General features: G+C 71.4%; 11 protein-coding genes. 7 read left to right on the forward strand and 4 right to left on the reverse strand.

The window, feature by feature from the left end; all coding sequences use genetic code 11:
- A partial coding sequence (locus RT323_RS13680) for a CotH kinase family protein (protein ID WP_313409488.1) occupies positions 1-1,330 on the forward strand: 1,330 nt, incomplete at its 5' end.
- A gap of 52 nt (positions 1,331-1,382) precedes the next feature.
- On the forward strand, positions 1,383-1,826 hold the full coding sequence (locus tag RT323_RS13685) for a hypothetical protein (RefSeq protein ID WP_313409489.1): 444 nt from the start codon (positions 1,383-1,385) through the stop codon (positions 1,824-1,826).
- Positions 1,827-1,859: 33 nt separating this feature from the next.
- Here the strand turns inward: RT323_RS13685 and RT323_RS13690 are convergent, their stop codons facing one another.
- Genes RT323_RS13690 through dnaK form a run of 4 tightly spaced genes read right to left on the reverse strand, consistent with a single transcriptional unit; the run spans position 1,860 to position 5,778 of the window.
- Entirely contained in the window at positions 1,860-2,237 is a 378-nt protein-coding gene (locus RT323_RS13690; RefSeq protein ID WP_396172398.1) for a heat shock protein transcriptional repressor HspR, read from the reverse strand.
- On the reverse strand, positions 2,231-3,337 hold the full coding sequence (gene dnaJ / locus RT323_RS13695; RefSeq protein ID WP_313409493.1) for a molecular chaperone DnaJ: 1,107 nt from the start codon (positions 3,335-3,337) through the stop codon (positions 2,231-2,233). Before dnaJ ends, RT323_RS13690 begins: the two co-directional genes overlap by 7 nt.
- 30 nt (positions 3,338-3,367) lie before the next feature.
- Positions 3,368-3,943, reverse strand: a complete 576-nt coding sequence (locus RT323_RS13700) for a nucleotide exchange factor GrpE (protein WP_313409495.1) — start codon at positions 3,941-3,943, stop codon at positions 3,368-3,370.
- Positions 3,940-5,778: a molecular chaperone DnaK gene (gene dnaK / locus RT323_RS13705; protein ID WP_313409496.1), complete on the reverse strand. Its 1,839-nt coding sequence runs from the start codon at positions 5,776-5,778 to the stop codon at positions 3,940-3,942. The genes RT323_RS13700 and dnaK overlap by 4 nt, the downstream gene beginning before the upstream one ends.
- Before the next feature lie 447 nt (positions 5,779-6,225).
- Here dnaK and RT323_RS13710 point away from each other — a divergent pair, with 447 nt between their 5' ends.
- From RT323_RS13710 to RT323_RS13730, 5 genes are all read left to right on the forward strand, one after another.
- Positions 6,226-7,422: a histidine kinase gene (locus RT323_RS13710; protein WP_313409498.1), complete on the forward strand. Its 1,197-nt coding sequence runs from the start codon at positions 6,226-6,228 to the stop codon at positions 7,420-7,422.
- The gene (locus tag RT323_RS13715; RefSeq protein ID WP_313409500.1) at positions 7,419-8,111 is read left to right on the forward strand and encodes a response regulator transcription factor; all 693 of its coding nucleotides are present in this window, start codon (positions 7,419-7,421) and stop codon (positions 8,109-8,111) included. The genes RT323_RS13710 and RT323_RS13715 overlap by 4 nt, the downstream gene beginning before the upstream one ends.
- 84 nt (positions 8,112-8,195) lie before the next feature.
- Complete coding sequence (locus RT323_RS13720; RefSeq protein ID WP_313409502.1) at positions 8,196-8,849, forward strand: PepSY domain-containing protein; 654 nt, start codon at positions 8,196-8,198, stop codon at positions 8,847-8,849.
- Positions 8,850-8,945: 96 nt separating this feature from the next.
- Complete coding sequence (locus RT323_RS13725) at positions 8,946-9,722, forward strand: ABC transporter ATP-binding protein (RefSeq protein ID WP_313409503.1); 777 nt, start codon at positions 8,946-8,948, stop codon at positions 9,720-9,722.
- On the forward strand, positions 9,719-11,083 hold a 1,365-nt coding region (locus tag RT323_RS13730; RefSeq protein ID WP_313409504.1), incomplete at its 3' end, for an ABC transporter permease. The genes RT323_RS13725 and RT323_RS13730, both read left to right, overlap by 4 nt.

Consider the following 11,083-nt stretch of genomic DNA (forward strand, 5'->3'; position numbering starts at 1 on the left):
CACCAGCACGGCGACGCACGTCGCCGTGGGCCCGGCGCCGACACCGTCACCCCTGCCGACGCCCGTTCCCGAGCTGCGGTGCGACCTGCCCGCCGGTGGAACCGTGGCGTGGGGCGAGAACGACACGTCGAACGAGCGCCGCGGCGTCGCGAGGCTCGACGCGACGACCGCCGACGGGCTGGCGGTCACGAGCAAGGAGGTCTACTCGCCCTCGACGCTCGTGCTGACCGAGCCCGGCGCCGACCCCGTGACCCTCGGCGCCCGCCTCCGGGTCCGCGGCAACAGCACGTCGATGGTGTCGATCAAGTACCCCTACAAGGTCAAGCTCGACGCGAGGACCGGCGTGCTGGGCATGCCCGCGAGCAAGGACTTCGTCCTGCTGGCGAACTTCTTCGATCGCTCCCTGCTGCGCAACGACGTCGGGTTCGAGATCGCCCGCCGGCTCGGCGCGCCGTGGGTGCCCCGCATGCAGCAGGTCGACCTCTACCTGAACGGGACCTACAAGGGCCTGTACCAGTGGGGCGAGGGGATCGAGACCGAGGCGGACCGCGTCGCCCTGGAGGACGGCGGCGTCCTGCTCGAGGCGGACTCCTACGACGACACCGACCCGCATTTCACGACCGCGCGCGACCTCCGGGTCTTCGTCAAGAGCTCGCAGGAGGAGGACGTCGTGACGCGAACGTCGGACCGTGTCCGCCTCATCGAGGACGTGCTCTACTCCGACCACTACGCCGATCCGGTCCACGGCTATCGCGCATGCCTCGACGTCGACTCCTTCGTCGACGCCTACCTCGTCGCGGAGCTGACCAAGAACATCGACGCCGCGTTCAACAACAGCGTCTGGATGGTCCTCGGCGCCGACGGCCGTCTCGCGATGGGGCCGGCCTGGGACTTCGACCAGGGGATGGGCAACCGTCACAACTGTGAGATCTCCGAGCCGCAGGGCTGGTTCGTCGCCCGTGACTGGGCGGCCGAGCAGCCCGTCACCCCGAGGTGCTTCCCGACGCAGATGCGCGGGCCCCAGGGCCATTGGTACCAGCGGTTGCTGACCGACCCGTGGTTCGCCCTGCGGGTCCGGACCCGCTGGGTCGAGGTGCGCGACTCGCTCGCGACCCTCCCCGAGTACGTCCAGGCGGGGTCGGCGGCCATCCGCGACTCCGCGGAGCGGACGTTCGCGCCGGCACCCGGGGGCGCGGGCAACCCCGTGACCGGCACCATCCTCGAGCCGGCGGGCCACCACGTGTTCCACGGCTCGTGGGCCGCCGAGTCGACGGCGCTGACGGACTGGCTCCGCGCACGCATCGCCTGGCTCGACGCGCAGCTCGGCTGAGGATCCTGTCCGGACCGCTTCTCGTGTGGGAGCCTCGACCATGTCCTCGTCATTGAGCATTTGGTCGCGTGCGTTGCAGATCGTGCTGGGCCTGGCGTCGGCCGGAGCCGCGGCCGGACTGGCGCTGTCCACCGCGCTGATCGTGATCGATCAAACGGACCACACCGACGACTGGGACGGCTTCGGGACTCTCATCGGCGTCTACGGAGGCGTCTTCGCCACTTTGGCGCTCCTGGTGGCGCTGGGCCTGTTCGCCTTCGTCCGTTCCGGACGCAGGAACGGGAGTTCCGCGCAGCTCATCGTCGCGGCCGGGCTCGCCGCGTTCGTGGCGCTACCGCTCCTCGGCTCCGGCCTGTTCGTCGCTGACGCCAGCGGCACCGCGGTCGCGCTGGCCGTGACCATCGGCGCTCTCGCGCTGCTCGTGCCCGCGTGCGGCACGATCATCGCGGCGTCTTCGCGCCCTCCGGCTCATGCCGAACACCCAGGTCCGCACTGACCGGCACGTCACGGTGGACCGGGGAGGCGCAGGTCAGCGCCGGCGGCGCCAGAGGGCGATCGGCTGCTGGGCGTAGAGGGCGGGCAGGTTCTGCGGGGTGCGGGCCTGCGCCAGCTCGACCTGCAGCTCGGCGACCTTGGCCTGCAGCGCGGCCACCTGGTTCTCGAGCGCGATGACCCGCTTGACGCCCTCGAGCCCCAAGCCCTCGGCGGTCAGGTGCGCGACCATGCGCAACAGCTCGATGTCGCGCAGCGAGTAGCGACGGCCGCCGCCGGTCGTGCGGCCGGCCTGCACGAGGCCGATCCGGTCGTACGTTCGCAGCGTCTGGGGGTGCAGGCCCGACAGCTCGGCCGCGACGCTGATGACGAAGACCTTGGCCTCCGGGCCCGGCGGAACGAACTCGTTCACGATGTCCCTCCGACCCTGGCCTCACGGTAGGCCTCCACGGCGGCGCGCTGCTCGCCCGAGAGCTCGGACGGGACCTCGATCTCGAGGGTCACGAGCAGGTCGCCACGCGATCCATCGCGCTTGGTGCCGCCCTTGCCGCGTGCCCGGAACGTGCGCCCGTTGGGCGTGCCGGCGGGCACCTTGAGCCGGACGGACGAGCCGTCGATCGTGGGGGCGATGACCTCGCCACCGAGGACCGCGTCGTCGAAGGGCACCGGCACCGTGACGGTGAGGTCGTCTCCCTTGCGGCCGAACCGCTCGTCGCCCTCGACGTGGACGACGAGGAACAGGTCGCCCGCGGGCGCGCCTGCATCACCCTTGCCGCCCTTGCCGCGGATCCGGATGCGCTGGCCGTCCTTGACGCCGGCAGGCACCTTCACGTTGATGGTGCGGCTCGAGGGCGCGCGACCGGACCCCGTGCAGACCTCGCAGGGGTGTTCGACGATCAGGCCGCGACCGCGGCACTGCGAGCACGGCTCGGTCATGGCGAAGACGCCGCCGGACGCGCCGGTCTGCATCCCGCTGCCCTGGCACTTGCCGCAGACCTTCGGCACCGAGCCGGGCTTGGCTCCGGTGCCGTGACACGTGGTGCACGGCTCGTCGCTGGTCAGGCGCAGCGGCAGCGTCACGCCCTCGACCGACTGGCGGAACGAGATCGAGGCCTCGGTCTCGAGGTCCTCGCCCCGGCGGGGCTGGGGCGAGCGGCGTCGACCGCCGCGCGCCCCGCCACCGAAGATGCCGCCCAGGATGTCGCTCAGGTCGAAGTCGACGCCGCCCGCGCCGCCGGGCGCACCGCCCCCGGGCGGGAAGCCGCCCTTGAACTGGCCGAACAGCGTGCGCTGCTCGTCGTACTGCTTGCGCTTCTCGGCGTTGCCGATGACGCCGTACGCCTCGGAGATCGACTTGAACCGCTCCTCGGCCTGGGTGTTGCCGGGGTTGGAGTCGGGGTGGTTGTCCCGCGCCAGCTTGCGGTACGCCTTCTTGATCTCATCGGCCGAGGCATCCTTCTTGACGCCCAGGACCGCGTAGAAGTCCTTGGTCGCCCAATCAGTCGGTGCGCTCATTCACCCCTCCTCCCTCTCGTTGATCTGTGCTCAGCCCTCGGACTGGGTCGGCTGCTCGGTCGCCTCGGCGGCGACACCCGGGTCGACGACGCCGACCACGGCGGGGCGCAGCACTCGCTCGCCCACCCGGTAGCCGGTGCGCATCACCTGGGCGATGCTCTGGACCTCGACGTCCGGGTCCTCGCCGGCGTGGAAGACCGCCTCGTGCAGGTTCGGGTCGAACGGCTCGCCGACCGTCCCGAACGACTCGAGGTCGAACTTGCCCAACGTGGTGCGCAGCTGCTCGGCCACGGCCTTGAAGCCGCCGGTGAGCTCACCGTGCTCCTCGGCGCGGCCGAGGTCGTCGAGGACCGTCAGCAGCTCGGCCAGCACCTTCTGCTTGCCGGTCTCGACCGCGCGGACGCGATCGTCCTCGACGCGGCGCTTGTAGTTGATGAACTCGGCCTGCTTGCGCTGGAGGTCGTTCGTCAGCTCGGCGACCTTGGACTCCAGGTCGGCGACGGGATCGGGAGCCGCCTGCGGTTCGGCAGCCGGCTCCGTCTCGGCGCCGCCGACGGGCGCCTCCCCCTCAGGGGAGGTCGCCTCGTCGAAGGGCTTCTCGGTCACTTCTGCTCACCGTCTTCGTCGACGATCTCGGCCTCGACGACATCGTCGTCGTCCGCCGGCGCGTCGCCCGCGGGAGCGCCCTCGGCGCCCGCCTCGGCGGCGGCAGCGGCGTACATGGCCTCGCCCATCTTCGAGCTGGAGGTGCCCAGCTTGGTGACGGCCTCCTGGATCGCGGCGTTGTCGTCGCCCTCGAGGGCGGACTTCAGCGCGTCGATGTCGGCCTGGACCTCGGTCTTGACGTCGTCGCCGACCTTGTCGCCGTTCTCGGCCAGGAACTTCTCGGTCGAGTGGACGAGCGTCTCGGCCTGGTTGCGGACCTCGACGGACTCGCGGCGCTTGCGGTCCTCCTCGGCGTACTCCTCGGCGTCCTTGACCATCTTGTCGATGTCGTCCTTCGACAGGGCGGACCCGCCGGTGATCGTCATCGACTGCTCCTTGCCGGTGCCCCGGTCCTTGGCCGACACGTTGACGATGCCGTTGGCGTCGATGTCGAAGGTGACCTCGATCTGCGGCACGCCACGCGGCGCCGGCGGCAGGCCGGTGAGCTCGAACGTGGCCAGCAGCTGGTTGCCGGCGGCCATCTCGCGCTCGCCCTGGTACACCTGGATCGCCACGGACGGCTGGTTGTCGTCGGCCGTGGTGAAGACCTCGGAGCGCTTCGTCGGGATCGTCGTGTTGCGCTCGATGAGCTTCGTCATGACGCCGCCCTTGGTCTCGATGCCCAGCGACAGCGGCGTGACGTCGAGCAGCAGGACGTCCTTGACCTCGCCCTTGAGCACGCCGGCCTGCAGGCTGGCGCCGATCGCGACGACCTCGTCGGGGTTGACGCCCTTGTTGGGCTCCTTGCCGCCGGTGAGGTTCTTGACCAGCTCGGACACCGCGGGCATGCGGGTCGAGCCGCCGACCAGGACGACGTGGTCGATCTTGTCGATCGAGGTGCCGGCGTCGCGGATGACGTTCTGGAACGGCTTCTTCGTGCGCTCCAGCAGGTCGGCCGTGATCTTCTCGAACTCGGCGCGGGTCAGCGTCTCGTCGAGGAAGACGGGGTTGCCGTCGACGACCGTGATGTAGGGCAGGTTGATCGACGTCGAGGACGAGCTGGAGAGCTCGATCTTGGCGCGCTCGGCGGCCTCGCGGATGCGCGGCATCGCCATCTTGTCCTTGGTGAGGTCGACGCCGGTCGAGGCCTTGAACTTGTTGACCAGCCAGTCGACGACCGCGTTGTCCCAGTCGTCGCCGCCCAGGTGGTTGTCACCGCTGGTGGCCTTCACCTCGATGACGCCGTCGCCGATCTCGAGCAGGGACACGTCGAACGTGCCGCCGCCGAGGTCGAACACCAGGATCGTCTGGTCCTCGCCCTTGTCCAGGCCGTACGCGAGCGCAGCGGCCGTGGGCTCGTTGATGATGCGGCTGACGTTCAGGCCCGCGATCTCGCCGGCCTCCTTGGTGGCCTGGCGCTGGTGGTCGTTGAAGTACGCCGGCACGGTGATGACCGCGTCCGTGACCGGCTCGCCCAGGTAGGCCTCGGCGTCGCGCTTGAGCTTCTGCAGCACGAACGCGCTGATCTGCTGGGGGTTGAACTTCTTGTCGTCGATGTCGACCGACCAGTCCGTGCCCATGTGGCGCTTGACCGAGCGGATCGTGCGATCGACGTTCGTGACGCCCTGACGCTTGGCGACCTCGCCGGTCAGGACCTCGCCGTCCTTCGCGAACGCGACGACGGACGGGGTGGTGCGAGCGCCTTCGGCGTTCGCGATGACGGTGGGCTCTCCACCTTCGAGAACGGCGACGACGGAGTTCGTCGTGCCGAGGTCGATGCCGACTGCACGGGCCATGGTTCCTCCTGAGGATTGCAGTGGTGCTCTGCCTTGAAAACTGGGAGTCAAAAGACTTGAGTCATACGTTATCAACTTCGCCCAAGGGCTCGTCATTCCCGTCCCCGCGTGACCTCGGTCACCTCCCTCTGGTGCGGGCCCGACCACATCCCGGATCCGGGCGCGGGGGTGGGGCGGTGAGCTGGCGTCCGTCTTTCCCTCCGAACGGACGCTGAGCCACCGCACCAACGACCAGGGCGTGAGCCGCCGGTGAGCTGGCGTCCGTTCCCGCCACCGAACGGACGCTGAGCCACCGCGCCACCCGCACCAACACGCCGGTCACTCCCGCGAGGCGGTTGTCACCCCGTCACCGCTGGACCGGCCCCGAGGACGAGCGCCTCGACCTCGGGCGCAGGACCAGACCACGGTCTGACGACGGAGCCGGCACACGGCCCTAGGCTCGGGGCCATGGAGGACGTGCGGGCGCAGGAGTCGGGTCGCCCGTGGCGTCTCGGTCCGCGCGCGACCCGGGTGTTCGACCTCGTCCTCGCCACGTCGCTCGTGCTCCCGTCCCTGGCCATGGTGGTCGTGGTCGGGACCTCGCTGGCCCCATTGGTCTTCTCGCTGCTCCAGACGGTGCCGCTGTACTGGCGGCGCGGGCATCCCGTTGCGGTGTTCGCGTTCGTCGCCGGAGCCAGCGTGCTCCAGGCCGCGACGTACGACATGCCGGTGTGGGGCCAGGTCGGGTTCCCGGCCGCGCTCTACGCCCTGGCGCGCTTCAGCTCGGGCCGCGCCGCGCGCGTCGGTCTCCTGGTGGGTCTGTGCGGGGCCGCCGTCGCCTCGTGGGTGTGGACGTCATCGCAGGTGCAGGCCTATCCCCCGGGCCTCGAGTACGTCGACTACGACATCGGCCTGGACGACCTGTCGCCCTACTTCTTCTCCATCGCGGCGATCGTCCTCGCGGCGTGGGCGCTGGGCAGCCAGGCGCGGATCCGCCGGGCGTACGAAGCGGGCCTGGTCGAGCGAGGCCGCCAGCTGGCGCTCGAGGCCGAGCAGCGAGCGGTCCTCGCCGCGGCCGAGGAGCGCACCCGGATCGCCCGCGAGATGCACGACGTCGTCGCGCACGGCCTGTCGGTCGTCATCGTGCAGGCCGACGGCGCCCGGTATGCCGCGCAGAAGGATCCCCAGGTCGCCGTCCGCACGCTCGACACGGTCGCCACCGTCGGGCGCGACGCGCTGACCGAGATGCGTCGCCTGCTGGGCCTGCTCCGCGGCAGCGATGATCCCGCGCTGGCCCCTCAGCCCCGCTTGGCGGACCTGCCGTCGCTGGTGACCGCCGACGACCGCGTCGAGCTCGATCTGCCCGATCCCCTGCCCGAGGTCCCCGACGGCGTCGCCCTGACCGTCTTCCGCCTCGTGCAGGAGTCCCTCACGAACGTGCGCAAGCACGCCGGCCCGAACGCGCAGGCCCGGGTGCGCCTCGAGTCGCGCCCCGACGTCCTCGAGGTCGAGGTCGTCGACGACGGCCACGGCGCGTCCGCGGCCGGCGGGTCCGGCCTGGGCCTGCTCGGGATGCGCGAGCGGGTCGAGGTGCACGGCGGCGCGCTCGAGGTGGGCCCGGCAGCCGGTGGCGGATGGCGCGTCCGTGCGAGGATCCCGAGGTGACCGAGCACATCCGCGTGGCCCTCGTCGACGACCAGCAGATGGTGCGAGCAGGGTTCCGGATGCTCGTCGAGAGCCAGGACGACCTCGTCGTCGTGGGCGAGGCCGGCGACGGCGAGGAGGCCCTGCGCCTGCTGGCCGAGGTGGAGGCGGACGTCGTGCTGATGGACGTGCGGATGCCGCGCCTCGACGGCGTCGAGACCACCCGCCGCCTCGCACCGGGCGAGGCCGGCCCGCGGATCATCGTGCTGACCACGTTCGACCTCGACGAGTACGCGTTCGCGGCCCTGCGCGCCGGCGCCTCGGCCTTCCTGCTCAAGGACGCGGCACCTCCCGACCTGCTGGCGGCGATCCGCGCCGTCCACGCCGGTGACGCCGTGGTGGCCCCGTCCACGACACGGCGGCTGCTCGACCACTTCCTGGCCGACCCGGTAGCCGCCCGCCGGGCCTCGACGACCGCCGAGTCACGCCTCGCCGCGGTGACCGAGCGCGAGCGCGAGGTGCTGGTGCTGATCGCCCGCGGGCTGAGCAACCCCGAGATCGCCGCCCAGCTGTTCCTGTCCGAGGCGACGGTCAAGACGCACGTCGGGCGCCTCCTCGCCAAGACCGACTCGCGCGACCGCGTGCACCTGGTGCTGCTCGCGTTCGAGGCGGGGCTGGCCGGGAGCGGCCCACCCGGCCGGGCTCCGTGAGCTCGCTCCGCGAGGTCACGGGATGCGGGCTAGCGTGATGAGTCAGCACTTCGACCGACCCTGACGTCGCAGAGGGGACCATCCATGAGACCTGCACCTCGCACCGTCCAGGTCACCGTCGCAGCAGCCGTCCTGACAGCCGGGCTGGCGTCCTGTGGCAACGATGACGACCCCGCCGACAGCGCGTCGCCGTCGACCTCGAGCAGCGCCGAGACCGAGGCGACTCCCGCCGCGACCCCGTCCGTCTCCGCGGCACCCGATGCAGGCGGCCCGGCCGTGACCCTTGACCGGAACGCCGACCTGCGCACCGACCAGCTCGCGGTCGGACCCCAGGAGGCCATCGACACCGCGACCAGTGAGGTCGGTCCCGGCGGCATCGTCCATGCCATCGAGGTCGACTGGTCGAGACGGCACTCGACCTGGACGTGGGAGGTGAAGGTGCTCAAGGACGGCACGGACCACGAGGTGGAGATCGACGCCAGCACCGGTGAGGTCGTCGACCGCGAGCAGGAACGCACGAACGACACCGAGAAGTCGATCGACCCGGACACCCCGCTTCCCTTCGCTGAAGCCCTGCGTCTCGCGACGGACCAGGTCGACGGACCGCTCAAGGGATGGAAGCTCGAGTGGGACGACGGTCGCCGTGAGTACCAGTTCGACATCGCCGATCCCTCGCGGTCCGGCGACGACACCGAGGTCACGGTGGATGTCGCGACGAAGCGCGTGACCGTGGATTGACGCCACTGCGGCGTGCCGTGTCATACCGTGGTCTGACCTTCAGGATCAGCCCCTGCGACGATGCTTCGGACCCACCCGCGAACCTAGCGTCGGGGCATGACCTCAACGACCTCCTCCGCGACCCTCTCGCAGCCGGGCGTGACGCCCGCAGCCGCCGTGCGGGGCCTGTCCAAGACGTACGGCCGCGGCGACACCACGGTGCACGCGCTGCGCTCCGTCGACCTCGCGCTCGCTCCCGGGCGCTTCACCGCGATCATGGGCCCGTCGGGCTCGGGCAAGTCGACCCTCATGCACTGCCTGGCCGGGCTCGACCGCCCCAGCGAGGGCACCGTCCTCATCGCGGGCACCGACCTGACCGAGCTCGACGACGACCGCCTCACGCACTTCCGGCGCGACCACCTCGGCTTCGTGTTCCAGGCGTTCAACCTGCTCCCGATGCTGACGGCGCGGCAGAACATCATGCTGCCGTTCGAGCTGGCCGGCCGACGTCTCGAGCGCGGCGCCGGTGAGCGCATCGAGCAGGTGATCGACGTCCTGGGGCTGCGTGACCGGCTCGACCACCGCCCCGGAGAGCTCTCCGGCGGCCAGCAGCAGCGCGTCGCGATCGCCCGGGCCCTGGCCGCGGACGCCGACGTCGTGTTCGCCGACGAGCCCACCGGCAACCTCGACAGCACGTCCTCGGCCGAGGTCCTGTCGTTCCTGCGGCGCAGCGTGACCGACCTCGGCCACACCGTCGTGATGGTCACGCACGAGCTGGACGCCGCCGCCTACGCCGACGACGTCGTCGTGCTGGCCGACGGCGAGGTGCGTGCCCACCTGATCTCGCCCACCCGTGCCGACGTGGCCGCCGCGCTCGAGGCCGGTGTCCGATGAGGACCGTGCTGCTCGCGTCCCTGCGGACGCACACCCGCCGCTACGTCGCGGCGCTGGTCGCCGTGACCATCGCGGTCGCGTTCGTCGTCGTCATCAACGCCCTCGGATCCAGTGCGCGCAGCGCCGTCGCCGCCGCCGTCGAGGGGTCGTACCCCGAGACCGCCCTCGTCGTGGGCGACTCCTACGGGACGGCCGCCGACGACGACGTCGCCCACACAGTCGAGATCGCTCGGGAACGCGGCGACCGCACCTCCGTCATCGCGACGACGTGGACCCGCGTGACCGCGCCGTCGGGCTCCCTCGGCGACGAGGTCCAGGTCGGCACCGTCTCGACCGATCCCGCGCTGCGCACCCAGCAGGTCACGGACGGCCGCGCCCCCACGAGCGACCGTGAGGCCCTGGTCGACGCCGGCGCCGCGCGCGCCGAGGGCATCGAGCTCGGCGACCGGGTGACGATCGGTCTCCAGGACCGGGCTCGCGACTTCACGGTCGTGGGGCTCACGGACGAGGGCTCCATGGGGCTCGGCGACTTCCAGGTCCCGTGGCCGGCGCTGTCCTCGGCCACCGATGCCGTGCCCGACGCCATCGCCTACGACGTCCGCACCGGTGACGTCGACGAGGCCCAGGCCGCGCTGGCCGACGTCGTCGAGTCCGAGGTCCAGACGCGTGACGACTACGTCGCGGCCCGCATCGTGGCGATGAACCAGGGCGCCGACGTCCTGGCCACCCTGTTGCTGCTGTTCGCCGCGGTCGCCGGCTTCGTCGCGATCCTGGTCATCGCCAACACCTTCACGATCCTGTTCGCCCAGCGGAGTCGTGACTTCGCCCTGCTGCGGTGCGTCGGGGCGACGCGGCGTCAGGTCCTGCGGTCGGTGCGGGTCGAGGCGATCGTCCTGGCGGTCGTGGCGGCGACGACCGGGATCATCGTGGGCCTCGGCGGTGGGGTGGCCCTGACGGCTCTGCTGCGCGCTCTGGCCGGCGACGAGGTCTTCGGCGCGGTGTCGTTCTCGCCCGTGTGGCTCACGGCCGCCTTCGTCGGCGGCGTGCTGACCACCGTCGTGGCCGCGTGGCTCCCCACGCGCGGAGTCGTCCGCGTCAGTCCCCTGACCGCCCTGCGGCCCGCCGAGCAGCCGAACGCCCGGACCACCGCGGGACGCATCCGCCTCGGCATCGGGGCGCTGGCCGTCCTGGCCGGACTGGCCGCGCTGGTCCTGGCCGTCCAGACCGAGTCGATGGCGCCGCTCCTGGTCGGCGGCATGGTCTCCTTCATCGGCGTGCTGCTGCTCGGTCCGGTCCTCGTCCCGGCGATGCTGCGCCTGCTCGGCCGGATCACCGGCCGTTTCGGCGGTCCGTTCCGGGTC

It is taken from the genome of Aeromicrobium sp. (assembly GCF_032084975.1).
GTDB lineage: Bacteria > Actinomycetota > Actinomycetes > Propionibacteriales > Nocardioidaceae > Aeromicrobium.

What these genes read in the sequence shown, in the direction of transcription:
- RT323_RS13720 (WP_313409502.1), top strand. Translation starts at nt 8,196, where the DNA reads ATGAGACCTGCACCTCGCACCGTCCAGGTCACCGTCGCAGCAGCCGTC.
- dnaJ (WP_313409493.1), bottom strand. Translation starts at nt 3,337, where the DNA reads ATGAGCGCACCGACTGATTGGGCGACCAAGGACTTCTACGCGGTCCTG.
- RT323_RS13710 (WP_313409498.1), top strand. Translation starts at nt 6,226, where the DNA reads ATGGAGGACGTGCGGGCGCAGGAGTCGGGTCGCCCGTGGCGTCTCGGT.
- dnaK (WP_313409496.1), bottom strand. Translation starts at nt 5,778, where the DNA reads ATGGCCCGTGCAGTCGGCATCGACCTCGGCACGACGAACTCCGTCGTC.
- RT323_RS13725 (WP_313409503.1), top strand. Translation starts at nt 8,946, where the DNA reads ATGACCTCAACGACCTCCTCCGCGACCCTCTCGCAGCCGGGCGTGACG.